This is a genomic window from Serratia sp. CY74737 (assembly GCF_052166775.1).
GTDB lineage: Bacteria > Pseudomonadota > Gammaproteobacteria > Enterobacterales > Enterobacteriaceae > Serratia > Serratia ureilytica.
This window is the reverse complement of sequence record NZ_JBJNOF010000008.1, coordinates 1-25,874: the sequence shown is the minus strand read 5'-3', so window position 1 is coordinate 25,874 and position 25,874 is coordinate 1. Positions and strand designations below refer to the sequence as shown.

Genomic DNA, 25,874 nt, shown 5'->3' with positions numbered 1-25,874 from the left:
GATCTGGGCCACCGTTCAGGCGTGCAGTTCGGCGACCGTCATGGTGAAAATCAGCGTGTCTTCGCCCTCGTTGGCGTAACGGTGCGGGCCGTCCGTTCTGGCGACCGCCGAACAGCCTGGCGTAATCCTGAGCTCGGTTTGTTCGACGGCAAGGCTCAAGACGCCTTGTTCAACGTGCAGCAGCTCGAAGGTGCCCGCCGGATGGCCGCCCGATGCATAGGCTTCCCCCGGCGCCATTTCCCAGCGCCACAGTTCTATCATGTTCGGGCCGCGGGTGCCTGCCAGCAAGCGGGCCGAGCCACCGCGATCGCCGTGCCACAGCGTGGGAATGTCTTGGCTTTCAATCAGGTAGGCGGCGGGGGCGCGGGTCACGTTGACGATGTCCGCCACCGACAGGCCCAGCGCTGCCGCGAGTTTGCACAGGATGGCGATGCTGGGATTGGCGCTGCCTTTCTCGATCTCCACCAGCATGCCCTTGCTGACGCCCGCCCGGCGCGACAGTTCGTCCAGCGACAGCTTTTGGCTTTTTCGCTGCTGTTTGATGCGGTGCGACACCGCTTCGCTGACGGTTTGCACGTCGGCGCCGAACTCGGTCGGTCTGTTGACTTTTTCGCTCATCGGTCAATATCATGGAATAAAATGGTCAATATAGGATTATTCAATGATTTTAGTCGATCCGTCAATCGATCCGGCCGTCGCTGCGCTGGCGCCCGGATTCCGGGCGTTAAGCATTACCGTGGCCGCGGCTCCCATAACCAACCCGGACGTGGGGGCGCTGGCGTTGGCGCAGGCCTGTCGCGCCCTCGGCGAGGAGGACGCGCCCTGGGCTGAGGCGCATCTCTCGGCCTGGCGCGATGTCTTCATGCGGTTTGGCGCCAAACCCAAGCGTACGCCCTGTTCCGCCGATGCCTTGCGCAAGCGCGCGCTGCGCGACGGCACGATGCCGAGCATCGATCCGGTGGTCGATCTCTACAACGCCGTCAGCATTCGTTATGCGGTCCCGGTGGGGGGCGAGAATATCGCGGCTTATGTCGGCGAGCCGCGGCTGATCGTCGCGGAAGGCAGCGAGCTGTTCGATACCGTCAAGGAGGGTGCGGTGATCCATGAATCGCCGGAGGCGGGGGAGGTGGTCTGGCGCGACGATCGCGGCGTGACCTGCCGCCGCTGGAACTGGCGTCAGGGCGTCAGAACCCGGCTGAGCGCCGAGGCCGAACGGATGTGGTTCATCCTGGAGAGCCTGCCGGCAATGCCGTTGGCGGCGCTGCATGCGGCGGGCGACGAATTGATTGCCGGTTTACGGCAAATGATGCCCGGCGTTGCGATAGAGCAACGGCTCATCGGCTGCACCTCGTAACCGGCCTCAGCACTGGCGGCGGACCAAACCGGTGATCAAATCCAGCGCGTCGTCCGCCGCCGCGACTTCACTTTCGCTGAGCGCCTGCCGCTCGATGAAGCTTTCGATAGCTTCCAGCAGAGAGAAGACGCTGATTTCATCCCCTATTTTCACGACTTCGCACACGCCGCGCCCAATTGCCTGGCAGATTGCCTCATCAAATTCAAATGGCTTGTTGTTCATCTCTCCCCCGACGGCATTTGGGATTATGGCGACCATGTTACCTGTTTTTACACGGCGGCGGTCTGACGAAAATCCCATTTCTTTTCGTTGCTGCACAATGGCTCACGATCGCGTGCGTTGGCGAAATTCTGATTTCCTTACGGCGGTCAGATTTCCCTTGAGACCGCCTGAGCGGCGCGGTATTGTCGCCAAATGACGACAATACCGCCTCATTGTCCGCATAAAAAATTTATGACGTTATCATCCCTTCATCCCGCTGCCGTGCGGGATTTTTTTATGAGGTTTTTCTCAAAGTGCGGAGAACCTCGACGCGATCGCTTGCCATGCTCTGGGAATAATCCTAGCTTGAAATAGTCATTTAGGGTTAGCAATCCCTCATGACCTCCTTGTAATACTTGATGCACCAGAACGTTTTCTCCCCCCGCTTAGGCGGGGGTTTTTAATGGTGTGCATCGGCAGAGTCCTTCAACGTAAAGAACCGACAGAGTTCGTGGCGATAATCGGTTTACGCATCATCAAGGGACAGGACAATGAAAAATGATCTGGCGGCGGCGATCGCCATCGGCTGTGTGTTGTTGTTCGCATTGGCGGTCGGTTCGCCGCTCTCCATCAGTGCCTCGCTGTAATCTTCTGCGGCCCCGCCCGGGGCCGTTCACCGACTCTGACGCGGCGTCTGCGGATTTTTGCGCCGATCGCCCACCGGCGCGATAAATTCAGCCAAATCGCTGTTGATGTATGGCGAACTTTGAGTACTCTGAGTGCTTTGCACACCCCCACGTGCGCCGTTCTATCTATGCTTTAATCAGGCCCATCACAGGAATCGCCATGCCCGCCCGTCAAATCTCGAGGAGCCCGCTCTGATGCTGGAGATGCTATTACAGTGGTACCGCCGCCGTTTCACCGATCCACAGGCTATCGCGTTGCTGGTGATCCTGGTCGCCGGCTTCCTCATTCTCTATTTTCTGCACGGCATTCTGACCCCGTTGCTGGTCGCCATCGTGCTGGCGTATCTGCTGGAGTGGCCGACCGCGCGCCTGCAGCGCATCGGCTGTTCGCGCACCTGGGCGGCGAGCATCATGCTGCTGGTGTTCGCGGGCGTCGCCATGCTGCTGGTGTTCGTCGTCGCGCCGACCGCCTGGCAGCAGGGCATCAATCTGATGAGCGATCTGCCGGGCATGCTCAACCAGTTCTATAACTTTGCCGCGACGCTGCCGAAGCGTTATCCGGCGCTGGTGGATGCCGGCATCATCGACATGATGGCGGAAAATCTGCGCAGCCGGCTGTCCGGCATGGGCGAGTCGGTGGTGAAATTCTCGCTGGCGTCGCTGGTCGGCCTGTTGACGCTGGCTATCTACCTGATCCTGGTGCCGATGATGATGTTCTTCCTGTTGAAAGACAAAGAGCAGCTGCTGAACGCGGTGCGCCGCGTGTTGCCGCGCAATCGCGGTCTGGCGGGGCAGGTCTGGAACGAGATGAATCAGCAGATCACCAACTATATTCGCGGCAAGGTGCTGGAGATGGTGATTGTCGGCGTGGCGACCTACCTGGTGTTCGCCGTACTGGACATGCGCTACTCGCTGCTGCTGGCGGTGCTGGTGGGCTTTTCGGTGCTGATCCCCTATATCGGCGCGGTGCTGGTCACCATACCGGTGGTGGTGGTGGCGCTGTTCCAGTGGGGCGTCGGCGCCGATTTCTGGACGCTGATCGTCGCCTATCTGGTGGTGCAGGGGCTGGACGGCAACCTGCTGGTGCCGATCCTGTTCTCCGAGGCGGTCAACCTGCATCCGCTGGTGATTATCCTGTCGGTGATCGTGTTCGGCGGAATGTGGGGCTTCTGGGGCGTGTTTTTCGCCATACCGCTGGCGACGCTGGTGAAGGCGGTGATTCACGCCTGGCCGGATGAACTGCGGGTCGAGGTGGAAGACAAGGCCGGCTGACGGAGGGAGACGAAGCGCAGCTGGCCGCTGCGCTTCGTGAGAATTACTGCTGCAGGTAGTTCAGAACGATGTCGTGGTGATTGGTGGTTTTGAAATCATCAAACACTTTTTCAATCTTGCCTTTGGCGTCGATCAGGAAGCTGATGCGGTGAATGCCGTCATAGGTCTTGCCCATGAAGGTTTTCTCGCCCCACACGCCAAACTGTTGCGATACCTGATGGTCTTCATCAGACAACAGCGTGAAGTTGAGCAGCTCCTTTTCGGCGAAGCGCGACAGTTTTTCCGGTTTGTCGGTGCTGATGCCCAGCACTTCGACGCCGGCCCTTTTCAATTCGTCCATGTTGTCCCGCAGGCCGCAGGCTTGCACGGTGCAGCCCGGCGTCATCGCCTTCGGATAGAAATAAACCAATACTCGCTGTCCCTGGAAGTCGGCCAAATTAATTTCCTCACCGTCCTGGTCAGGCAAACTAAATTTCGGCGCTGTGTCACCGGCTTTCAATGGGCTCATCACTACTCTCCATCTTTCTCATCATGCTGTGGATAGTTCACCACGCTAATACTGCCTTGCGCGTTCAATTCTGTACATAGGCGATGGAAGGCTTGCTCAATATTTGAGGCGTCCCGATCGCCGGAACTGTGGGCGGTGATTTGAATATACAGCTGCGGCGGCAGGTCGCCGTCCGCCGGCTGCGTGCGTGAGACCAGCTCGGCGATATTCATCTGGCTGGAGTCGAACAGATCGGTAAAACGTTCGATGATGTGCGGCGAGTCCTTTACCTCGACCTGAACCCACACGGTGGCCGGCATCGGCGGCCTTTCATGCGAGTTTGTGCGCTTCATCACGATCAGCAGCTCCAGCTCCGCGCCTTTTTGCGGCAGGGTGGATTCGATCAGGGTGATGGCGTTCCAGCTGCCGGACAGCAGCATGATGAACGTGAACTCCTCTCCCAGCATGGCCAGACGGCTATCTTCGATATTGCATCCGCAACTGCTGACGTGGCGGGTGATGGTATTGACGATTCCGGGGCGGTCGGCGCCGAGCGCGGTAATCACGAGATAGTGTTCGTCTGACTGAGGCAAAATGGCGCTTCCTGTCGTGCTTAATGGGGTTACCATGGTAAACATAAAAAAAACCGCCTGCCAAGCGCTTACAACGCGGTTGTGCGCTTGCTTTTGGATAGGCAGCAAAAGTACCATGAGTGACTTGTTTGTGGAGGGGACGGCCAATGTTTACGGGAAGTATTGTTGCACTGGTTACGCCGATGGACGACAAAGGTGCTGTCGATCGCGCGAGCCTGAAAAAATTGATCGATTATCATGTAGCCAGTGGCACCGCGGCGATCGTTTCCGTAGGGACCACCGGCGAGTCCGCAACGCTTGCCCATGACGAGCACGTTGACGTGGTGCTGCAGACGCTGGAGCTGGCCGATGGCCGCATTCCGGTGATCGCCGGCACCGGCGCCAACGCTACCGCCGAAGCCATCGCGCTCACCACCCGCTTCGCCAACACTGGCGTGGTAGGTTGTTTGACGGTGACGCCGTACTACAATAAGCCGACGCAGGAAGGGCTGTATCAGCACTTCAAGGCGATCGCCGAGAGCACCGAGCTGCCGCAGATCCTGTATAACGTGCCTTCGCGCACCGGCTGCGACATGCTGCCGCCGACCATCGCTCGGCTGGCGAAAATCAAGAATATTGTTGCTGTAAAAGAAGCGACGGGGAACTTAAGTCGCGTTAGTCAGATCCAAGTACTGGTTGACGATGAAGACTTCATTTTGCTGAGCGGCGACGACGCCAGCGGGCTGGACTTCATGCAACTGGGCGGCAAAGGGGTGATTTCCGTGACGGCCAACGTGGCTGCGCGCGAGATGGCGGAACTTTGTGCGCTGGCGGCGCAGGGCAAATTCGCCGAAGCGCGCCGCTTAAATCAGCGCTTGATGCCGTTGCATCAGGATCTATTTGTAGAAGCAAACCCAATTCCGGTGAAGTGGGCCTGTAAGGCGTTGGGATTGATGGCAACCGATACGCTGCGTCTGCCGATGACGCCGTTGAGCGAAACCGCCCGCCCGGTGGTGGAGTGCGCGCTGAAAAGCGTCGGTTTGCTGTAACTCTAAAGGAAATTTGATGGCTTATTCATTGCAAAAGTCGACGGTAGCAAAAGTAGTGGGCATCTCTTTGGTGATGATGCTGGCGGCCTGCAGCAGCGATCAGCGCTACAAGCGCCAGGTCAGCGGCGACGAGGCTTACCTCGACGCGGCTCCGCTCAAGGCGCTGAACGCGCCGTCCGGCATGATCCTGCCGGTGCAGAGCGGCAACTATGACGTGCCCGCCACGACGCTGCAAGGCAACGTCGGCAAGCAACTGGACATTCGTCCGCCGGTGCAGCCGTTGGCGCTGCTGAGCGGTTCTCGCGCGCAATACGCCGGCGACAGCGGCACGCTGCTGCTGGAAAACAGCCCGCAGAACCAAAACCTGTGGTCGCGCGTGGTCAGCCTGCTGCAGGCGAAGAACATCGCGATCGCTTCCCGCCAGGACGCCGGTCAGACCCTGACCACCGACTGGGTGAAGTGGAACCGTCTGGACGAAGACAACCAGTACGAAGGCCGTTATCAGATCAGCGTGCAGCAACAAGGCTACCAGCAGGCGCTGGTGGTGAAAAGCGTTGGCCTGCAGCAGCAGGGCAAGACCGAACAGGTCACCGATCAATCTGAGATCCAGCGTTACAACGGCATGATGATCAACACCCTGATCGAAGGTCTGGACAAGCAGGACAACCTGGCGAGCAGCCAGACCGCCAGCCGCTTCGGCGCGCTGGACGTGCAGAGCGGCGCCGATGATACCGGCCTGCCGATGCTGGTCGTGCGCGGCCCGTACACCGTGGTGTGGGATCGCCTGCCGCCGGCGCTCGAAAAACTGGGGATGAAAGTGGGTGACCGCAGCCGTCCGCAGGGCACCGTCGCCGTGACCTACAAGTCCCTGAGCAGCAGCGATTGGGATGCGTTGGGCGTCAAGGATCCTGAGCTGGCGGAAGGGGATTACAAGCTGCAGGTCGGCGATCTCAACAACCGCACCAGCCTGCAATTCATCGATCCGAAAGGCAAACCGCTCACCCAGTCGAAAAACGACGCACTGGTGGCGGCATTCCAGTCTGCCTTCAGTAAAACCAGCGTTAAATAACCAAAAAGGGGCTTCGGCCCCTTTTTGTTTTGTCTATACGGTATCGTTTGCGTCGCAGGTTTGGCACAATAGTGCCCGGCACGCCAAAGAATTCATTAGGTCAATTCTATACCCCCTAATTCCGGGCCGCGCTCGGGAGACAACGGGGATACATCACTGGAGTAAGTAAGATGCAAAAGCTAGCTGAACTGTATCGCGGAAAGGCAAAAACCGTTTACACCACCGAGAATCCCGATCTGTTGGTGTTGGAGTTCCGCAACGATACGTCAGCACTGGATGGTCAGCGCATTGAGCAGTTCGATCGCAAAGGCATGGTGAACAACAAGTTCAACCATTTCATCATGAGCAAACTGGAAGAAGCCGGCATCCCGACCCAGATGGAGCGTCTGCTGTCCGACAACGAAGTGCTGGTGAAGAAGCTGGACATGGTGCCGGTGGAATGCGTGATCCGCAACCGCGCCGCCGGTTCGCTGGTGAAGCGTCTGGGCATCGAAGAAGGTCTGGTGCTGAACCCGCCGCTGTTCGATCTGTTCCTGAAAAACGACGCCATGCACGATCCGATGGTCAACGAATCCTACTGCGAAACCTTCGGCTGGGTGAGCAAAGAGCATCTGGCGCGCATGCGTGAGCTGAGCTACCGCGCCAACGAAGTATTGACCAAGCTGTTCGACGACGCCGGCCTGATCCTGGTCGATTTCAAGCTGGAATTCGGCCTGTTCAACGGCGAAGTGGTGCTGGGCGATGAATTCTCGCCGGACGGCAGCCGTCTGTGGGACAAAAACACCCTGGACAAGATGGACAAAGACCGCTTCCGTCAAAGCCTGGGCGGCCTGATCGAAGCCTACGAAGAAGTGGCGCGCCGCATCGGCGTGAAGCTCGACTAAGCGTTGGCACCGCCATTCGGGGCGATCCGGCCGGATCGTCCCGCTGTTCTGCATTTTTCCAGAAAATTTCTACATTTCCTCCGCGGCAGACCATTTATAATGATGGATGCGAGATGACTAAAACCTATCCCACTCAGGCTTGAAACTGCCTTTGCGCTTACCAACGCGCGGCATCTTCAACGAGCAGGGGAAATATCTGGAGTGTATTTATGCGTTGGCAAGGGCGTCGGGAAAGTGACAATGTTGAGGATCGTCGCGGGCAGTCTTCAGGTTTGGGCGGCGGTGGCGGCGGTTTCCGCGTGCCGGTGCGCGGCAAGGGCGGCATCGTCATTCTGGTGGTGGTGCTGGTGGCCGGCTATTACGGCATCGATCTGTCGCCGCTGTTGAACGGCGGTAATGTCGCTCCTCAGGGTCAACAACAGAGCGCCAGCATCAGTCCGAAAGACGATGAGCTGGCCAAATTTACCTCGGTGGTGCTGGCCTCGACCGAAGATAACTGGAAAGAGATTTTCCAGCGCATGGGCAAAACCTACCAACCGCCGAAGCTGGTGATGTATCGCGGCGTGACGCGCACCAGCTGCGGCACCGGTCAGGCGGCGATGGGGCCGTTCTACTGCCCGGGCGACAGAACGGTGTATATCGATCTGTCTTTCTATCAGGACATGAAGACCAAGCTGGGCGCCGGCGGTGATTTCGCTCAGGCCTATGTGGTGGCGCACGAAGTCGGCCACCATGTGCAGAACCTGCTGGGCATCGAGCCGAAGGTCCGCCAGATGCAGCAGGGCGCCAGCCAGGCGGAAGTGAACCGCCTGTCGGTGAAAATGGAGCTGCAGGCGGACTGCTTTGCCGGCGTATGGGGCAAATACGCCGAGAAGCAGCAGATGCTGGAAGAGGGCGACCTGCAGGCGGCGCTGAATGCCGCACAGGCGATTGGCGACGATCGGTTGCAGCAACAGAGCCAGGGCCGCGTCGTGCCGGACAGCTTTACCCACGGCACTTCGCAGCAGCGCTACACCTGGTTTAAACAGGGCTTCGACAGCGGCGATCCCAATACCTGCAACACCTTCGCATCCCGTTAACACCTCACGTGCCGGAGCCTGACTCCGGCATTTTTTTCGAATTGAGATACAGCCTTATGCTACAGGCAGCGCAACAACTCATGCGGCGGCAGGGCATCCGGCGCCTGCTGGTGCTCAGCGGCGAACCCGAGTGGTGCCGCGAACAGGCGCAGCGGCTGGCGGCGACGTTGCCCGGCGACTGGCCTTGGGTCGGGGAGAATCCGCCACCCGGCCAAGCGGCGTTGGCGAGCGGCGCGGTGCGTCAATTGCTGGGGCAGGAGCGGCTGCACGCAGTGTTCGATGCCGGTCATTCGCTGGACGTAGAGGCGCTGGCGGCGTTGAGTGGCGCCCTGCGCGCCGGCAGCTGGCTGCTGCTGTTGACGCCGCCCTGGCGGCAATGGGCTCAGTTGCCGGACGGCGACAGCCTGCGCTGGAGCGATTGCCCGCAGCCGATCACCACGCCGCATTTCATTCATCATCTGCAGCAGCATCTGACCGACGACAGCGAAGTGACGATCTGGCGGCAGGATGAGCCCCTGACGCTGGCCGCGCTGCCGGCGCGTGAAGGGTGGCAGCCGCCGGATGGCCGCCCGACCGAGGAACAACAGGCGATCTTGACGGCGCTGCTGCAGGCCGAGTCCGGCGTGTGGGTGCTGACCGCCGCTCGCGGCCGCGGCAAATCGACGCTGGCGGGCATGCTGGTGGCGCAGTCGCCGCTGATCTGCTGGATCACCGGGCCGAGCCGCGCCGCCACGGCGGTGGCCGGAGAATGGGCGCAGGGGCGCGCGCAGTTTTGGGCGCCCGATGCCTTGTTGGCGCAGTGCCGGGAAGGCGACGTCAGCGCCGTGGGGTGGCTGCTGGTGGATGAGGCGGCGGCGATCCCCGCGCCGCTGTTGCAGCAGTTGATCGGCTATTTCCCGCGCGTGTTGCTGACCACCACGGTGCAGGGCTATGAAGGCACTGGCCGCGGTTTTCTGCTGAAGTTTTGCGCCGGGCTGCCGGCCTATCAGGCGCTGAGCCTGCATCAGCCGATGCGTTGGGCGCAGGGGGATGCGCTGGAACGGATAACGGACAATGCGCTGTTGTTCAACGAGCTGCCCGCCTGGCCGGCGGATGGCCAGGCGATCGATTACAGCCAGGCGGAACAAGGCGAGCTGTGCGCCGATCCGCAGCGGCTGGCGCGTTTCTACGCCCTGCTGAGCAGCGCGCATTACCGCACCTCACCGCTGGATTTGCGCAGGTTGATGGATGCGCCCGGCATGCATTTTGGGCTGGCGCAGGCCGGTTTGGAGGTGGTCGGCGCCGTGTGGCTGGTGGAAGAGGGCGGATTGAGCGCCGAGTTGGCGCACGACGTGTGGGCCGGCCGCCGTCGGCCGCGCGGCAATCTGGTGGCGCAGTCGTTGGCGGCGCATGGCGGCCAATGGTGGGCGCCGACGCTGCGTTCACGGCGCATTACCCGCATTGCGACGCTGCCGGCATTGCGGCGGCGGGGTATCGCGCGCCAGTTGATCGAGCGGCAACGCCGCCAGGCGCAGGGGCTGGACTTTCTGTCGGTCAGCTTCGGCTATACCGAGCCGCTGTGGCGCTTTTGGCAATCCTGCGGTTTCGAGCTGGTGCGCATCGGCAGCAAGCCGGAGGCCAGCAGCGGCTGCTATACCGCGATGGCGATCTTGCCCCTGAGCGAGCAAGGAGAGGCGCTGCGGCACGCGGCACACAAGCATCTGGCACGCGACTGGCCCTGGCTGCGGCAGCGTATCGAGCTTACGCTGGCGATCCCGGGAGACGACGGCGATACGTCGCTCGGCGAAGAGGACTGGCGCGAGCTGGCCGGGTTCGCTTTTGCCCATCGGCCGCTGGAGGCCAGCCTGGGGGCGTTGCAGCGGTTACTGTTGGCCAGCAGTCTGCCGCTGCCCGCACTGCGCGGCCATCTGCAGCGGCGGCACTCTCCCGCGGAGTGCTCAGAGCGGGCGGGCGTCAGCGGCCAGAAAGCCTTGCTGCGCCATTGGCGGCATGAAACGGCGCAGGCGCTGGAACAGCTGAATGCGCAGCACTGCCGCTACTGGCGCGACTGGGCGCAGTCATTGCAATAAATTGAAGAACTTGCTCAATAAAACCCGATTTTCCCGATTTCTCAGCGGCGTATAGTGGCTGTCAGCGGTGTGGCGACGACAGTCGCTGCGTCAGGTTTGGTTACTATTAAGGAGTCATCGATGAAACATGAGCATTTCGTTGTCCAAAGCCCGGCGACCCCGGCGGCGCAGCTGATCTTGCTGTTTCACGGTGTCGGCGACAACCCGGTGGCGATGGGGGAGATCGGCAGTTACTTCGCCAAGGAGTTTCCCCAGGCGCAGGTGGTAAGCATCGGTGGCCCCGCAGCGTTTGGCAACGGCGTCGGCCGCCAGTGGTTTTCGGTGCAGGACGTGACCGAAGAGAACCGCGTGGCCCGCATCGCAGACGTAATGCCGCAGTTTGTGGCCGTGGTGCGCCATTGGCAGCAGCTGAGCGGCGTTGGCTATGCCGGCACTGCCCTGGTGGGGTTCTCGCAGGGAGCGATCATGGCGCTGGAGGCGTTGAAGGCGGAAACCCGCCTCGCCGGGCGAGTGGTCGCATTCAGCGGGCGTTTCGCCCAGTTGCCTGAGCAGGCGTTCGGCGACAGCGTGGTGCATTTGATCCACGGCGAAGAGGACGCGGTGATCGCGGTGCAGCACGCTCACGCGGCGGCGGAGGCGTTGCGGACCAACGGCGCCGATTTCACGCTGGACGTGGAACAGGACGTTGGGCATGCGATCAACCAGGGCATGATGAACGCCGCGCTGGAAAGGTTGCATTACTATGTGCCGCAGCGCTACTGGGACGAGGCCTTGTCCGGCAAGCGCGGCGAGCTGATCGCCTTCCGCTAAAAATTCAGGGCGCCGATGAGCGCCCTGATATCACTTCTTCTTCGGCCAGTCGTCTTCGTCATCCCACTGGGCGTTGTTGTCGCGGTGCGGCGGAATCTCCGGCTTGTTGGCCAGATAGCTTTTGACGTCAACGCGGCGCAGTTCCTTGATGCCGCTGACGACCATCCCCACCAGAACCAGCAGGATAATCCACCAGTAATCAGCTAACCATTGCATAGCTACTCCTTTCCTTTACTGCGTATAAAACGCGAAAAAATCGATGGCAGATGGCGTTCGAGCCATTCGGCACCGGCGACCTCCTTGTCTTGCCAGGCCGCCAGCAACAGCGCCGGCGTCAGCAAGTGTTCGGCTTCTTGCGCCAGCGGCCGGTAGCTCAGATGCCACGGCTCCACCGCCACGCCGCCGCAGTCTTCGGTGAAGGGGCGGTAGAAACCGAATTCGGCCATATGCGCCGTCAGCCACTGGTTAAGGGGCGCAAAGTAGCCGCCTTCCTCATATTCCCACGGTTCCAGCTGCAGCTTTTGCCCTTCCGGCAACAGCGACGGATCGTACACGTCCAGATCGCTGCCCCAGTGGTGGCGGCTGGCGCCCGGCAGAGCCGACCAGCGCAGGATCGCCTCACAGCGCTCGGCGGCGGACAGCGGCGCGACGTCGATCGGTTGACTGTCCTTATCTAATACTGGCCGCTGGCCGCAGAATTTGCCATTCCAGATGGCCAACTGCCGGTCAAAATCGCGGAAGGTGCTGGCGGGCTGGAGATCGAATCCCGCCGCACGCGCCGCCTGCTGCATCGCCAGGAACGCGTTGACGGCATCCGGCTGCAGCCGATGGTTGCCGCTCAGCGGCGCCAGGTGCTCGGTCGAGCGGCCGGTGAGCATTTCTGCGTTGATCATGCGATCAATTGCTCCATGATGCGTTGATACATGCGGCTCAGCAGCTGCAGATCCGCGGCGTTGACGCATTCGTTGACCTTGTGGATGGTGGCGTTGACCGGCCCCAGCTCCACCACCTGCGCACCCATCTGCGCGATGAAGCGGCCGTCGGAGGTGCCGCCGGTGGTCAACAGCTGCGGCGTCAATTCAGAATAGTGCTCGACGGCGTTGACCACCGCATCCACCAGCGCGCCGCGCGAGGTGAGGAACGGCTGGCCGGACAGACGCCACTCGATGCTGTAATTCAGCTGATGGCGTTCCAGCAGCTCTTCCACGCGCTGCTTGATCATCGCGTCGGTCAGTTCGGTGCTGAAACGGAAGTTGAACTGCACGTAGAAATCGCCTGGGATCACGTTATTGCTGCCGGTGCCGGCCTGCACGTTGGCGATCTGCATGCTGGTCGGCGGGAAGAACTCGTTGCCGCGATCCCATTCGATCGCCACCAGTTCATTCAGCGCCGGCATGGCGCGGTGCACCGGATTGTCCGCCAGATGCGGATAGGCGACGTGCCCTTGTACGCCGTGGATATGCAGGTTGGCGGTGATCGAGCCGCGACGGCCATTTTTCACCACGTCGCCGACGCGCTCGGTGCTGGACGGCTCGCCGACCAGGCAGTAATCCAGCCGTTCGTTGCGCGCCATCAGCGCTTCAACCACTTTAACCGTGCCGTGAGTGGCGCTGGCCTCTTCATCCGAAGTGATCAGAAAAGCGAGGCGGCCCCGGTGATTCGGGTTGGCGGCGACAAAGCGTTCCGCCGCCACCACCATCGCGGCCAATGACCCTTTCATGTCCGCCGCGCCGCGGCCGTATAGCATGCCGTCGCGGATCGCCGGTTCAAACGGCGGGTTGTCCCAGCGCTTTTCATCGCCGGTCGGCACCACGTCGGTGTGCCCGGCAAACGCCAGGGTTTGCCCTTCGCCGCGCCAGGCCCAGAAGTTTTGGGTGTCTTCGAAGTCCATTGCTTCGACGGTGAAACCGATCGCCTGCAGGCGATCGATCATCAGCTGCTGGCAGCCTTCATCATTTGGGCTGAGGGAAGGGCGTTTGATCAGCTGCTGAGCCAGTTCGATAACCGGGCAAGTCATACGGCGACCTCGGCGATAAATTGCTGGTAAGCGTCGGCGTTGAAACCGAGCAGGGCACGCCCGTTGCCGGCGTTCAGCAATGGGCGTTTGATGATCGCCGGCTGCGCCAGCATCAGCGCGATGGCGGCGTCGGCGTTATCGCAGGCGTTGCGCTGCGCTTCATCCAGCTTGCGCCAGGTGGTGCCGCGGGTATTGAGCAGCGGCTCCCACCCCAGTTGCGCGACGAAACCGCGCAGCCGCTGCTCGTCCAGGCCGTCGGCGCGATAGTCGTGAAAATGATAGGCCACGCCCTGATCTTCCAGCCAGCGGCGGGCTTTTTTGATGGTGTCGCAGTTTTTGATGCCGTACATCGTCAGCGTTGTCTGTTGCGGTTTGTTTGCCATGGCGTAAAGCTACCTGTCTCGTCGAGTCGATACTGAGCGGCGTGGGCGATCTTTGGCCCGCTCGCCGCCCGGCGATAGCAGAGATAATGCCAGTAAAGCGGCGGCGAGATCCAGACAACGATGCGTGCGAGGTGCGATTGCGCGCCAGGGATAAGAGGTCGGCAACGTGGTTGAACGGCTGCCTTCGCCGACCGTGCTGGTGAAAAGGCGCCGGCGAAAGCGTTCTGCCGCCAATGCAGAGCAGGCGGAGAGAGAGCTACTCTTTATTGATCCTTATGTTTAAACGATCGGTCAAACACCGTACGCGGGTAATATGCAAGAGCGGTTTTATCCGGCTGGCGCCGAGTTTTTTCATTATTCGCGACTTGTAATGATTGGCGGTTTTATTTCTGATATTCATGGCATTGCTGATGTCGGCCAGCGATTTTCCCGTCGACCATTCCGAGAGAAAATGCGATTCGCGCTGAGAGAGTTGCGGCGGCTCGGTATAGTGGCTGTAGCGCTTATATAAGTCGCCGATCAGGTGGCTGAAGCGGCTCAATGATATAAGATTTGATAATATAATGGTCTTATTGTCGACAATCACCATGTCATGCAGGCAGTCGGTGATAATGACTATTTTGTAGGTATTGGGGTTGGCATATTCATCGCGGTAGCGCGCTTCAAAATTGGCGATGGTGACATCGATAAAGCAGACCCTTTTGCGGCTAAAGCCGGCCGGCGCGCGTTTCTCCGCCCAGGTTTGATTGATGAGCTGCCGGATGCCGATAGCGGTATAGGCACACGCGCTGAAAATATCAATTTTCATTTTATTATAATCCCTTAATTTCTATTTCCCGGTGAGGATTGATATCTTAAAACATAAAAAAAGAAACAATCTAAATAATTTCATGTTGAACTTATTGGGCGCCGCAGGGAAAGAACGCTATCCTGCGGTGGACAATCAGGAAAGCCCCATATACTAGCATGATTTATAAAGAGTAAATTTGGTTTTTAATCGAGTTGCCCAGTGAAAAAAGAGGGATAGAATAGAAATCCTCTATTAATACTCCGGTTATTAAAAGGAATTAACATAGAAAGTGGCTATCAAAATAAAATATTCGATCGTTAATATCGATCGTTTTTGTGAGGGAGGGGATGCTAATGAATTAATAATTAAGATATTTCTTGCTTTTTAGTGAGGGGCGTCGCTTATTTTTGGCTCAGTTCAAAGAGTGTGCTGGGACAATCTCATGGCCCGCGCCAAATTAATGGCAAAGATAAATCTTAATCAAAAAAATGCGATGTTTTAAGCTGCGAGCGTTGTGCAAGTGGGGAGGATTTATACGGGGGAACGGCATGAAAGAATGCCGGATCGAAATTTCCGATAAGATCACGTCGGAAATAGCGTCTTGTCTTGTGGACGGATTGGATCGCGTTAACGATGAATATATCGGCTACGACAATCGTCGGCCGCGGTGAAAGATCGTGACAGCGGCAGCAATTCTGCGGGGCATTTGCCGCCCTATTTTTATCAGCCGAATGTTGTAATGCGCGATTAACGCACGTAGCCCCCCTGTTGCAAACGCTGCAGAGCATCCCCTTCTGCGAACACCATGCCGGTGGTCAAATCGTGAAAACCGTACTTTTTATAGAAAGCCAGTTTTTCCGGCACCGAATAGATGAAAATCTTGCCGAGCGGCGCCAGATCTTGCATTACCCGGTCCATCAACCGGCGCCCCAATCCCTGCCCCTGAAAGCGTGGATCGATCGCCACGTCGGCCAGGTAAGCGACCGAAGTCAAATCGCTGATGGCATGCGCGGTGGCGATCAGCTCATCGCCGATAAACCCCCAATAGCAAAACTGGCTGTGTCGATAAACGCGTTGCAGCGTATGCGGATCGCGTTCGCCCAGCCCTGCGGCCTGCAGCAATTCACACAGCCGCCGCCAGTCGATGGCGCGGCGGTTCATATCGGTGATGATTTCCATCGTTGTCTTCTAATCAATATGATTGAGATCGGCGGCATAGTGCCGAATGGCGCGCTGATAGCCGCGGATGTCGGGGTCTGACGAGGTTTCCGCCAGCAACAACAACAGATCGGCCACGGCCCGTTTACCTTCACCCAGGTTGTACAGCGTCATGGCGCGAAACAGCATCAGCTCGTTGGCCTGCGGGAACTCAGCCAGGCCATCGTCGAAAGCGCGCAGCGAAGCCGGGTATTTCCCGAGGGCGCGGTAAGTGCTGCCGAGGCCCAGCCAGGTTTCACGGCGCTGGGCGGGCGGCAAATCGCGATCCAACGCCGCGAGGTAGCAGGGAATCGCCTGTCGCTCCAAACCCTGAACGTCGTACAGGCAGGCCAGCTGAAAATGCAGCATCGCCGCTTCCGGCTCTGCCGCCAGTTGCCGCAACGCCAGCGCAGTGGCTTCCTGATAATGACCTTGCGCTTTCAACTGTGAGACAGACAAAGAGGTGGACATGATCGGCGCTCCATTGGCGTATTGTTATACCTTTTACACGCTATCGTGGAGAAATTGATATCACAAGGGAATAGCCGCACTGAACATTGATCAGATAAATACGAAAATGTGCGCTAACCCCGGTTTCCGGGCCCGGCATCGTTCCCGTTCCCCTTCACATGGTCAAAAAACAGGCGTAGAATCCGCTTCGTCAAATAATTGAGGTTGTAAAGTATTATGGTTGATCGTGAATTAGGAAACTGGAAAGACTTCATTGATGAGATGTTGGGCAACTGACACAGCGATGAAGCCGATGGCAAGGTTGAGTCATTGGAAAATCACTGAAACACCGTGGGAACGAGATATTCGTTCGAAAAAGCAGCATCGGTCATCCGACGCTGCTTTTTTTATGCGTCGCCGATCACTCTTCGGCGGGCGGTGTGGCGGCAGGATGCGCTTTACCGGGGAAGCGGCGGCGAACCAGCACGAAGAACAGCGGCACGAAGAAGATCGCCAGCAGGGTGGCGGAGATCATACCGCCCATCACCCCGGTGCCGACCGCATGCTGGCTGCCGGAACCGGCGCCGCTGCTGGTGGCCATCGGCAGTACGCCGAAGATGAACGCCAGCGAGGTCATCAGGATCGGCCGCAGGCGCATGCGCGACGCGTCGAGCGTCGCCGACATCAGATCCTGCCCTTTCTGGTTCAGCTCATTGGCGAACTCGACGATCAGAATGGCGTTTTTCGCCGACAGCCCAATGATGGTCAGCAGGCCGACCTGGAAATAAACGTCGTTCTCCAGGCCGCGCAACCAGGTGGCGGCGACCGCGCCGATCACCCCCAGCGGCACCACCAGCATCACCGAGAACGGAATTGACCAGCTCTCGTACAACGCCGCCAGACACAGGAACACCACCAGCAGCGAGATGGCGTACAGCGCCGGCGCCTGCGAGCCGGACAGCCGTTCCTGATAGGACATCGCTGTCCATTCCAGACCGAAGCCGTTCGGCAGCTGGCTGACCAGTTTCTCCATTTCCGCCATGGCGGTGCCGGTGCTGACGCCGTTGGCCGCTTCGCCGACGATCTCCAGCGCCGAGCTGCCGTTATAGCGTTCCAGCCGTGGCGAACCATACTCCCAGTGCGAGCTGGCGAAGGCCGAGAACGGCACCATGCCGCCCGTGCTGTTGCGCACATACCATTTGTTGATGTCATCCGGCAGCATGCGGAACGGCGCCGCAGCCTGCACGTAGACTTTTTTCACCCGGCCGCGATCGACGAAGTCATTGACGTAGGTCGAGCCCCAGGCGGTAGAGAGCGTGCTGTTGATGTCGTCGATCGACACGCCCAGCGCCTGAGCCTTGCGTTGATCGATATCGATTTGCAACTGCGGGCTGTCGTCCAGGCCGTTGTGGCGCACGCGCGACAGCAGCGGATTTTGCCCGGCGAGCTGCAGCAATTGATCGCGCGCCGCCATCAGCTTGGCGTGGCCGAGGCCGGCGTGGTCTTCCAACTCCATATCGAAGCCGGAGGAGTTGCCGAGGCCGGTGATCGCCGGCGGACTGCTGGCGATCACCCGGGCTTCGTTAATCTTGCTGAATGCCTGAGTCGCGCGATCGATGATGTCGAATGAGCTGTTGGCGCCCGAGGCGCGCAGGTCCCAGTCTTTCAGCCGGACAAACAGGCGCGCCACGTTTTGGCCGTTGCCCCCCGGCCCGGAGCCGATGATGGCGAACACCGACAACACGTCCTGTTTCTCTTCGGTGAGGAAGTACTGCTCGACCTTCTCCACCACTTTGGACGTTTGCTGCAGGGTCGATCCCGCCGGCAGCTGCACCTGTACGGTGAAGATGCCGCGGTCTTCCTGCGGCAGGAACGAGGTCGGCAGCTTGATGAACAGCAGTGCCATGCCGCCGAGCAGCAGCAGATAAATCACCATATAGCGGCCGCTGGCGTGCAGAATGCGCCCCACGCCGCGCTCATAGCGATCGGCATTGCGGTTGAACATGCGGTTGAACCAGCCGAAGAAGCCGCGCTTGCCGTGATGATGCCCCTTGGCGATCGGTTTAAGCAGCGTCGCGCACAGGGCCGGGGTCAGGATCATCGCCACCAGCACCGACAGCACCATGGCGGAGACGATGGTGATGGAGAACTGGCGATAGATGGCGCCGGTGGTGCCGCCGAAGAACGCCATCGGCACGAACACCGCCGACAGCACAAGAGCGATGCCGACCAGCGCGCTCTGGATCTGCCCCATGGATTTGCGCGTGGCCTCTCGCGGCGGCAAGCCTTCCTCGCTCATCACGCGCTCGACGTTCTCCACTACCACGATAGCGTCGTCCACCAGCAGGCCGATCGCCAGCACCATGGCGAACATGGTGAGGGTGTTGATGCTGAAGCCGCAGGCGGAGAGGATGGCGAAAGTGCCCATCAGCACCACCGGCACGGCGATGGTGGGGATCAGGGTAGCGCGGAAGTTCTGCAGGAACAGGTACATGACCAGGAACACCAGCAGGATGGCTTCCAGCAGCGTTTTCACCACGTCCTTGATCGAGGCTTTGACGAACGGGGTGGTTTCATAGGCCACTTTGGCTTCCAGTCCGTGCGGGAAGTATTGCGACAGCTCGGCGATTTTGTCCTTCACCAACTGGTCGGTCTGCAGTTCGTTGGCGCCGGAAGCCAGCTTGATGTTCATGCCGGCAGCCTGCATGCCGTTGTAGCGGCTGAGGTAGTTGTAGTTCTCGCCGCCCAACTCAACGGTGGCGACGTTGCCCAGCGTCACCAGCGAACCGTCCTGATTGACCCGCAGGGTGATCTGGCGGAACTGCTCCGGCGTCTGGAGCTGCGACTGGGCGTTGATGGTGGCGTTCAGCGCCTGTTTATCGACCGACGGCGTGCCGCCCAACTGGCCGACCGCCACCTGGGCGTTCTGCGACTGAATGGCTTTGACCACGTCCTGGGTCGTGAGCTGATAGCTGTTGAGCTTGTTGGGATCGAGCCAGATGCGCATGGCGTACTGCGAGCCGTAGACGTCCATGCTGCCGACGCCGTTGATGCGGCTGAGCGGATCCTGCAGGTTGGAGACGATGTAATCGGCGATGTCCTGCTTGTCCATGCTGTTGTCGGTGGAGACGAACGCCACCATCATCAGCGTGGTATCGCCGGATTTCGAGACCGTGACCCCCTGATTCTGCACCGCCTGCGGCAGACGTTTGATCGCCGCCTGCAGCTGGTTTTGCACCTGCTGCATCGCTTCGTTGGGGTCGGTGCCGGCTTCGAACGTCAGCGTGACGGTCGCCTGGCCGGTATTGGTGCTCTGCGACGACATATACATCATGTTGTCGAGGCCGGTCATATTCTGTTCAATGATCTGCGTGACGGTGTTTTCCAGCGTTTGCGCCGAAGCGCCTGGATAAGTTGCGCTGATGCGCACGTTCGGCGGCGCCAAATTCGGGTATTGTTCTACCGGTAAAGAAAAAATCGCCAACGCTCCGGTCAGGCAAAGAATTATTGCCAGCACCCAGGCGAAAATCGGGCGATCAATAAAAAAATTGGCCATGCAGCGCGAACCTCGTTATGACTTGTTCTATCTTTAAAACGCATCAGAATTATGCATTTCAGCGGCAGGGAGGGATCCCGGCGCTATTGCACTGTACTCGGGAAAGCCGAGGAAAGCGTGGAGAAAAAAAGGAGATAGTGTAAATAACGGTAGCGTAAAACGGCGTTGGCGCTTGTTTGCCGACAACGAGACGCGATTAAGACATTTTTATGACTGTCGAAGGCCTTGCGCGCCTTTTTCGCGCGCACGGAACCGGAAATAAACAGGACTCACCTTACAGCAGGAGCTTGGCATGGGAATTAACCCGGTATTTGCCCGTCGGCTTTATTTGTGCTGGCTGATCAGCCACAGTGAGCGGCCCAATGTGCCGCGGTTGATGGCGCTGACCGGTTGGCCGCGCCGCACGTTGCAGGATGTGCTGAAGGCGCTGCCCGGCATGGGCGTCGAGCTGCAGTTCGTGCAGCAGGGCGTGCGCAACAACGACGGTTTTTATCAGCTGGAAAGCTGGGGGCCGTTCAACAAGAGCTGGGTGCACCAGCACCATCAGGCGCTGCTCAGCGCCATCGAGTAAGCTGCCCCGGCGCAGCGGCCGGGGCTGACGTTCATTGGCTTTTATGCTCCAGGTACATCACCGTCGCCGCCACGCGAGAACGCACGTCCAATTTGCGCAGTATGTTGCGGATGTGCACCTTCACGGTTTCTTCAGAGATATGCAGCTGCGCCGCTACCTGTTTGTTGGACAGGCCGCGCGCCACCTCTTGCAAGACATCCAGCTCACGTTCGGTCAAGGCGGCAAAGGGATCGCGCTGCTCGCTGCGCGCCAGCAAATAGTCGGCCATGGCGTCGCTGATCACGTTCTGCCCCTCGGCGGCGGCGCCGATGTGCTCCAGCAGCAGTTCCGGCTCGCTGTCTTTCAGCAGGTAGCCGTCGGCGCCGGCGTCGATCAGCGCATACAGATCGCTGCGCGCGTCGGAGACCGTCAGCACGATGATGCGCGCGTCCACGCCTTCGTCGCGCAGGGCCCGCAGCGTGTCCAGCCCGGACATGCCCTTCATGTTCAGATCCAACAAGATCACGTCCGGGGCGTGCTGCAGCGCCAGCGCAACCGCCTCGCTGCCGTTGCCGGCCTCCGCCACCACGCTAAATCGCGCATCCAGTCCCAGCAGTTGTTTGATGCCGCGCCGCATCAACGGATGATCGTCAACGATCATGACTCGGTATTGCTTCATCACCATGAAATATGCTCCCTGTAGCAAGTAAAGCCACTCAAACGCGCCCTGCGGCGTGCTTCACAGTGGGACTGTCTCTTCAAAAATAGCGGCAATCAGCGCCGTAAACCTCCCCGGACGGCCTTCCGCCCGGCGGCAACCGTAACGCAGAATGAACAGCCGCAAGGTCAGGGCGAGAATGTCAGGCAAACCGCCGTGCCGCCGCCGCTTCTGCGCTGAATGTGCAGCGTTCCTCCCAATCGCGCCGCGCGTTCGCTCATGATGGTCAAACCATAATGCCCTTCCGGTTCCTCCAGACTGGCGATGCCGCAACCGTCGTCGGTAATGCTGAAAACGTTGTCGCCTGCGGCGTTGACCTCGCAACACACCGTAATCTCGTTCGCCCCGGCGTGCTTGACGGCATTGAGCACCGCCTCGCGCACGATCTGCAGCGCGTGCACCTGCTGCTGGGCGTTGAGCGCCTGCGAAGACAGCCGACAGTGTAACTGAATCCGCGCGGGGGTTAGCGCTTTTAATGGCTGCAACAGCTGCTCCAGCGCGGCGTTCAGATCCGCCTCCTGAATGTTGAGGCGGAAGGTGGCCAGCAGCTCTCTCAACTGGCGATAGGCATCGGCCAGCGTGCGATCGAAATCGTCGATAATGGTCTGCGCCGCCGGATCGGCGGCGCTGCGCCGCAGCAGCGTCAGCTGGATGCGCAGGAACGACAGCGTCTGCGCCAGCGAATCGTGCAGCTCGCGGGCGATGGTCGCACGCTCTTCCATCAACAGCAGATATTGGTGCTGCTTTTGTGCCCGGTTGAAGTAAACGCCGCGGCCCAACATATTGGCCAGGCTTTGCATCAGGTGAGGATGCGGCGGGTGCGCCTCGGGCTGCCAGCGCAACTCGCCCAGCGGCTTGTCGCCCTGGGTGATCGGCAGCGCGTTCCAGGCCTGCGTCGGCGCCGCTTCCCCTTCGCTCAGCCGCCACTGGCCTTGGCCGTCCGCTACGTGCAGTTGGATGCAGCGCAGCCGTTCGCTTTGGCGCACGATGCGCAGCACATTTTCGAACGCCTGCTGATCGAGCTGGCGCACGCTCAGTGCCTGCGAGCAGCGATACAGCACCTCAAGCGTTTCATTGGCCTGCTGCAGACGTTGGGTTTTTTCCTGTACCTTCAGCTCCAGCGACTGATAGAGCCGGGCCAGTTCGTCCGACATGGCGCTGAAGGTTTGCGACAGCACGCCGAGCTCGTTCGGCAACGTCACGTCCAACTGCGGGTGGCGAAAATCCCCTTGTTGCACGCGCTGGCTGGCGTCGACCAGATGCTGCAGCGGGGTGACCACCTGGCGGCGCATGAAACGAATGCAAAACAGCACCAGACCGATGATGGCGGCGTAACCCAGCACGCTGACGGCGGCCACCAGGGTCAGTTTCAGTTCGGAATAGCGCTGCAGGGCAGACACGAAATGGTCAACGCGATTGACATGGCTGGCGACCTCCGCCCGATAGGCGATCGCCTGCCCGTTGCGGATCTGCCGCTCCATCGTTTGCCACGCCTGTTGCAGCGCCAGATAATGGTTGCGCACCTCGGCCGGTACGTAGAAGCGCGCCAGTTTTTGCAGCGCCGGCGCCTGCAATGACTGCCGGTATTGCTGCAGGTGCAGCTCCAGTTCTGGGCTCTGCTGGTCGAGATCGAAGGCCAGCCGGTAGCTTTGCATGCGCAGCGAACCGGCGATATTGATCGCTTCGGCATCGCTCTGGCTGCCGGCGACGGTGGTCAACGCCAACCCGGTGGCGAGCACCGACAGTATCACGATGCCGAACAGCGCTTTGGCCAGGCTGCCGGTCACGGAACGTTTAACAAGCAATCAAGGATCCTTCTCTCAGGTAGGGCGCGTCGCCAGTTTCATTCGAAAGCAAAACTATAACTTTTGCAACTAAAATGCACCGCGATTTGTATCAAGTTGTCAACAAAACGGGAACAATTGTGGTTGTGTAATCAAATGAATAGCGAAACGCCCGTCGATTTTCAGCGGCGGGCCGGTTTCCTCTGACGATTTGTCTTTGGGGGGCGAATCGCACTGGGTTTTATGCAATCTCATGCGCCTGAGCGCGACTTATTTTTCATTATTTTAAGCAATGTTAAGTCCCGGCTTGTCCGGCGGGGCGCGGTGTGATTTTTGTTGCAAATCGTCTGCCGCGGCGCGGCCTAATCGCGGTATGATCTTCACGTTGTCACGCAAGGGAAAAGGGTTATGTCGTCGAAAATTGAGAATGTGAAGAAAGAGCTGCTGTCGGACAACTGGTATGTGCTGCACAAGTACACGTTCGATCTGAAACGCAAAAACGGCGGTTCGGTGCAACAGGTGCGCGAGGTCTACGATCGCGGCAACGGCGCCACCATTTTGCTGTATAACCGCGCCAAGGGCACGGTGGTGCTGACCAACCAGTTCCGCATGCCGACCTACGTCAACGGCAACGAGAGCGGCATGCTGCTCGAGGCCTGCGCCGGCTTGCTGGACGCCGACTCTCCGGAGCAGTGCGCGCGCCGCGAAGCGGTGGAGGAGACCGGTTTTCAGGTCAGCGAGGTGAAGAAAATCTTCGAAGCCTACATGTCGCCGGGCGGCGTGACCGAGATCGTGCACTTCTTTATCGCCGAATACCATGACGATGAGCGGCGCGCGGCCGGCGGCGGCATTGAAGATGAAGATATTGAGGTGATCGAACTGCCGTTTCGCGACGCGGTGGCGATGATCGCCGATGGCCGGATTAAAGACGGCAAAACCATCATGCTACTGCAGTATTTGCAGATTCATCGGGTGATGGAATAAAAAAAGCCGGTCATGATGACCAAGGCGGCTCAGTTAAGCCTGAGTGGCATTTTTTATCCAGCCTCTGGGCGTTCTGTGCAGGGGAATTGCCGTAAATGTCCCGCATTTCTCTGTGGCCAATATGAACGGCAATTGGAGGGGCCGATGGCGCGGCCCCTCCACCCGCGCCTTTGCTTAACACCGTCTGTCCGCTATGCGGATACCCTCGCCGCGTCTGCGTTGTCGGGCGGGTCGGCTGCGACAAACGTCCCTGTTAGTCTCGCCTCAACCGGCCTTCCCTGGCCGGTTGCCCCTGACAACGCCGTCTTGCTCGGCAGCCGGTGATGCGCGCACAAGGTCAACACCTGAGCTGGCAGCTACCGGGAAATCTTTCGCTTATAAGGTTGTGGTAGAGAAGTTGGAGATGAGCACGGTGTTGGGCGCCCTCGAAGACGCCGAACGCAGGTATAGCGCATTAGGCGAAACCGCCATGGACGGCGGTTTCAGGTGAGACAGGCAGGGACGCCTGTCGCAACCGGCCTCAATGCGGTATGGCGGAGGGAGGGAAGTTGGCAAAGCCAACCGTCTGACAGGGCAAAGGCGCGGGTTGCCAGGGGCCGCGCCTTCGGCCCCTGGCTCGGTCGAGGTGTGGGAGCCACATGGGGCATCTCACTTTTATCGACCGAAAATTTCACGAACGCCTGCACAAAAACGCTAACTGACCAGCATTAGGCGCCAGTGCCCCTTTTTATCGGCTTGCGCCCGGCGGCTTACTTCAGCAGCGCCTGCGCCTTGGCCACCACGTTGTCCACGGTGAAGCCGAACTCGGCGAACAGCTGCTCCGCCGGCGCCGACTCACCGAAGGTGGTCATGCCCACGATGGCGCCGTTCAGCCCCACGTACTTGTACCAGTAGTCCGCGATACCCGCTTCCACCGCCACGCGCGCCGTCACCGCCGCCGGCAGCACCGACTCGCGGTACGCCGCATCCTGCTTGTCGAACGCATCGGTCGACGGCATCGACACCACGCGCACCTTGCGGCCCGCCGCGGTCAGTTTGTCCGCCGCCTCCACCGTGATACCCACTTCGGAGCCGGTGGCAATCAGGATAACGTCCGGCGTGCCCGCACAGTCTTTCAGCACGTAGCCGCCGCGGTACACGTTCGCCAGCTGCTCTGCAGTGCGCGGCTGCTGGGTCAGGTTCTGGCGCGAGAACACCAGCGTGGTCGGGCCGTCGTTGCGCTCGATGCCGTACTGCCACGCCACCGCCGATTCCACCTGGTCACACGGACGCCAGGTGCTCATGTTCGGGGTCACGCGCAGGCTCGCCAGCTGCTCCACCGGCTGGTGGGTCGGGCCGTCTTCGCCCAGACCGATGGAGTCGTGGGTGTAGACGAACACGTTGCGCAGCTTCATCAGCGCCGCCATGCGCACCGCGTTGCGGGCGTATTCCACGAACATCAGGAAGGTCGCCGAGTACGGCAGGAACCCGCCGTGCAGCGCGATGCCGTTGGTGATGGCGGTCATGCCGAACTCGCGCACGCCGTAATGAATGTAGTTGCCCGCCGGGTCAACGTTCAGCGCTTTCGAACCGGACCACATGGTCAGGTTGCTCGGCGCCAGGTCGGCGGAGCCGCCCAGGAACTCCGGCAGCACCTTGCCGAACGCTTCCAGCGCGTTCTGCGACGCCTTGCGGCTGGCGATGTTGGCCGGGTTGGCCTGCAGTTTTTCCACGAACGCCTTGGCGTCCGCTTTCCAGTCCGCCGGCAGCTCGCCGTTCATGCGGCGCTTGAACTCGGCGGCCAGTTCCGGGAAGGCCCTGGCGTAGGCGGCGAACTTGTCGTTCCAGGCCGCTTCTTTGGCCTGACCGGCTTCCTTGGCGTCCCACTGGGCGTAGATGTCCTGCGGGATTTCAAAGGCGGCGTATTTCCAGCC

General features: G+C 60.0%; 26 protein-coding genes. 11 read left to right on the top strand and 15 right to left on the bottom strand.

Going from position 1 to position 25,874, the window contains the following annotated elements; genetic code table 11:
- Positions 1–15: 15 nt before the first annotated feature.
- Positions 16–618 carry an XRE family transcriptional regulator gene (locus ACJ8PE_RS12965; protein ID WP_046687611.1) on the bottom strand — a complete coding sequence of 201 codons (603 nt, stop codon included), beginning with the start codon at positions 616–618 and terminating at the stop codon, positions 16–18.
- Between the two features lie 43 nt (positions 619–661).
- Between ACJ8PE_RS12965 and ACJ8PE_RS12960 the strand changes: the two genes are divergently transcribed.
- Positions 662–1,354: a B3/B4 domain-containing protein gene (locus tag ACJ8PE_RS12960; RefSeq protein ID WP_046687610.1), complete on the top strand. Its 693-nt coding sequence runs from the start codon at positions 662–664 to the stop codon at positions 1,352–1,354.
- Between the two features lie 6 nt (positions 1,355–1,360).
- Here ACJ8PE_RS12960 and ACJ8PE_RS12955 read toward each other — a convergent pair whose 3' ends face one another.
- On the bottom strand, positions 1,361–1,672 hold the full coding sequence (locus tag ACJ8PE_RS12955) for a hypothetical protein (RefSeq protein WP_232098651.1): 312 nt from the start codon (positions 1,670–1,672) through the stop codon (positions 1,361–1,363).
- A 764-nt stretch (positions 1,673–2,436) separates the two neighbouring features.
- On the opposite strand from ACJ8PE_RS12955, the gene ACJ8PE_RS12950 reads away from it, so the two are divergent.
- On the top strand, positions 2,437–3,513 hold the full coding sequence (locus tag ACJ8PE_RS12950; RefSeq protein ID WP_033644006.1) for an AI-2E family transporter: 1,077 nt from the start codon (positions 2,437–2,439) through the stop codon (positions 3,511–3,513).
- A 43-nt stretch (positions 3,514–3,556) separates the two neighbouring features.
- Here the strand turns inward: ACJ8PE_RS12950 and bcp are convergent, their stop codons facing one another.
- The gene (gene bcp / locus ACJ8PE_RS12945) at positions 3,557–4,021 is read right to left on the bottom strand and encodes a thioredoxin-dependent thiol peroxidase (RefSeq protein ID WP_197793422.1); all 465 of its coding nucleotides are present in this window, start codon (positions 4,019–4,021) and stop codon (positions 3,557–3,559) included.
- A 2-nt stretch (positions 4,022–4,023) separates the two neighbouring features.
- Positions 4,024–4,629, bottom strand: a complete 606-nt coding sequence (locus tag ACJ8PE_RS12940; RefSeq protein ID WP_369795937.1) for a glycine cleavage system transcriptional repressor — start codon at positions 4,627–4,629, stop codon at positions 4,024–4,026.
- 110 nt (positions 4,630–4,739) lie between these two features.
- On the opposite strand from ACJ8PE_RS12940, the gene dapA reads away from it, so the two are divergent.
- The 6 genes from dapA (at position 4,740) to ypfH (ending at position 11,532) form a co-directional block, all read left to right on the top strand.
- On the top strand, positions 4,740–5,621 hold the full coding sequence (gene dapA / locus ACJ8PE_RS12935) for a 4-hydroxy-tetrahydrodipicolinate synthase (protein WP_442536765.1): 882 nt from the start codon (positions 4,740–4,742) through the stop codon (positions 5,619–5,621).
- Positions 5,622–5,637: 16 nt separating this feature from the next.
- Entirely contained in the window at positions 5,638–6,690 is a 1,053-nt protein-coding gene (bamC, locus tag ACJ8PE_RS12930) for an outer membrane protein assembly factor BamC (protein WP_033644004.1), read from the top strand.
- A 170-nt stretch (positions 6,691–6,860) separates the two neighbouring features.
- On the top strand, positions 6,861–7,574 hold the full coding sequence (gene purC, locus ACJ8PE_RS12925; RefSeq protein ID WP_033644003.1) for a phosphoribosylaminoimidazolesuccinocarboxamide synthase: 714 nt from the start codon (positions 6,861–6,863) through the stop codon (positions 7,572–7,574).
- A gap of 209 nt (positions 7,575–7,783) precedes the next feature.
- Complete coding sequence (gene ypfJ / locus ACJ8PE_RS12920; protein ID WP_033644002.1) at positions 7,784–8,653, top strand: KPN_02809 family neutral zinc metallopeptidase; 870 nt, start codon at positions 7,784–7,786, stop codon at positions 8,651–8,653.
- A gap of 56 nt (positions 8,654–8,709) precedes the next feature.
- Positions 8,710–10,722, top strand: a complete 2,013-nt coding sequence (locus tag ACJ8PE_RS12915) for a tRNA(Met) cytidine acetyltransferase TmcA (protein ID WP_197760209.1) — start codon at positions 8,710–8,712, stop codon at positions 10,720–10,722.
- Between the two features lie 120 nt (positions 10,723–10,842).
- On the top strand, positions 10,843–11,532 hold the full coding sequence (ypfH, locus tag ACJ8PE_RS12910; RefSeq protein WP_099785460.1) for an esterase: 690 nt from the start codon (positions 10,843–10,845) through the stop codon (positions 11,530–11,532).
- Positions 11,533–11,562: 30 nt separating this feature from the next.
- Here ypfH and ACJ8PE_RS12905 read toward each other — a convergent pair whose 3' ends face one another.
- The 7 genes from ACJ8PE_RS12905 to ACJ8PE_RS12875 form a co-directional block, all read right to left on the bottom strand.
- On the bottom strand, positions 11,563–11,748 hold the full coding sequence (locus ACJ8PE_RS12905) for a YpfN family protein (protein WP_004941720.1): 186 nt from the start codon (positions 11,746–11,748) through the stop codon (positions 11,563–11,565).
- A gap of 2 nt (positions 11,749–11,750) precedes the next feature.
- A complete protein-coding gene (locus ACJ8PE_RS12900; RefSeq protein ID WP_042785171.1) occupies positions 11,751–12,425 on the bottom strand; it encodes a M15 family metallopeptidase in 675 nt (224 codons plus the stop codon).
- The gene (dapE, locus tag ACJ8PE_RS12895) at positions 12,422–13,549 is read right to left on the bottom strand and encodes a succinyl-diaminopimelate desuccinylase (protein WP_033651525.1); all 1,128 of its coding nucleotides are present in this window, start codon (positions 13,547–13,549) and stop codon (positions 12,422–12,424) included. The genes ACJ8PE_RS12900 and dapE overlap by 4 nt, the downstream gene beginning before the upstream one ends.
- Complete coding sequence (locus ACJ8PE_RS12890) at positions 13,546–13,932, bottom strand: ArsC family reductase (protein WP_197793424.1); 387 nt, start codon at positions 13,930–13,932, stop codon at positions 13,546–13,548. Before ACJ8PE_RS12890 ends, dapE begins: the two co-directional genes overlap by 4 nt.
- Positions 13,933–14,188: 256 nt before the next feature.
- A complete protein-coding gene (locus ACJ8PE_RS12885) occupies positions 14,189–14,740 on the bottom strand; it encodes a LuxR C-terminal-related transcriptional regulator (protein WP_123061883.1) in 552 nt (183 codons plus the stop codon).
- A gap of 729 nt (positions 14,741–15,469) precedes the next feature.
- The gene (locus ACJ8PE_RS12880; RefSeq protein WP_197760206.1) at positions 15,470–15,901 is read right to left on the bottom strand and encodes a GNAT family N-acetyltransferase; all 432 of its coding nucleotides are present in this window, start codon (positions 15,899–15,901) and stop codon (positions 15,470–15,472) included.
- 9 nt (positions 15,902–15,910) lie between these two features.
- Positions 15,911–16,390 carry a tetratricopeptide repeat protein gene (locus ACJ8PE_RS12875; protein WP_164120431.1) on the bottom strand — a complete coding sequence of 160 codons (480 nt, stop codon included), beginning with the start codon at positions 16,388–16,390 and terminating at the stop codon, positions 15,911–15,913.
- Between the two features lie 216 nt (positions 16,391–16,606).
- Between ACJ8PE_RS12875 and ypfM the strand changes: the two genes are divergently transcribed.
- Complete coding sequence (ypfM, locus tag ACJ8PE_RS12870; RefSeq protein WP_100396732.1) at positions 16,607–16,666, top strand: protein YpfM; 60 nt, start codon at positions 16,607–16,609, stop codon at positions 16,664–16,666.
- A gap of 124 nt (positions 16,667–16,790) precedes the next feature.
- Here the strand turns inward: ypfM and acrD are convergent, their stop codons facing one another.
- Positions 16,791–19,925 (bottom strand): multidrug efflux RND transporter permease AcrD, encoded by a 3,135-nt coding sequence (gene acrD / locus ACJ8PE_RS12865; RefSeq protein ID WP_042785168.1) that lies wholly within the window; start codon positions 19,923–19,925, stop codon positions 16,791–16,793.
- A 292-nt stretch (positions 19,926–20,217) separates the two neighbouring features.
- Here acrD and ACJ8PE_RS12860 point away from each other — a divergent pair, with 292 nt between their 5' ends.
- The gene (locus tag ACJ8PE_RS12860; protein WP_004941750.1) at positions 20,218–20,496 is read left to right on the top strand and encodes a winged helix-turn-helix domain-containing protein; all 279 of its coding nucleotides are present in this window, start codon (positions 20,218–20,220) and stop codon (positions 20,494–20,496) included.
- Positions 20,497–20,527: 31 nt separating this feature from the next.
- Here ACJ8PE_RS12860 and ACJ8PE_RS12855 read toward each other — a convergent pair whose 3' ends face one another.
- Together ACJ8PE_RS12855 and narQ are read right to left on the bottom strand one after the other, a co-directional pair.
- Entirely contained in the window at positions 20,528–21,160 is a 633-nt protein-coding gene (locus tag ACJ8PE_RS12855) for a response regulator (protein ID WP_033643992.1), read from the bottom strand.
- A gap of 161 nt (positions 21,161–21,321) precedes the next feature.
- Entirely contained in the window at positions 21,322–22,998 is a 1,677-nt protein-coding gene (gene narQ, locus ACJ8PE_RS12850; protein ID WP_149542739.1) for a nitrate/nitrite two-component system sensor histidine kinase NarQ, read from the bottom strand.
- Positions 22,999–23,385: 387 nt separating this feature from the next.
- Between narQ and nudK the strand changes: the two genes are divergently transcribed.
- Positions 23,386–23,961, top strand: a complete 576-nt coding sequence (gene nudK, locus ACJ8PE_RS12845; protein ID WP_033643990.1) for a GDP-mannose pyrophosphatase NudK — start codon at positions 23,386–23,388, stop codon at positions 23,959–23,961.
- Between the two features lie 749 nt (positions 23,962–24,710).
- On the opposite strand, the gene ACJ8PE_RS12840 is transcribed toward nudK, so the two are convergent.
- The coding region (locus ACJ8PE_RS12840; protein WP_275430070.1) for a transketolase-like TK C-terminal-containing protein at positions 24,711–25,874 on the bottom strand (1,164 nt) is incomplete at its 5' end.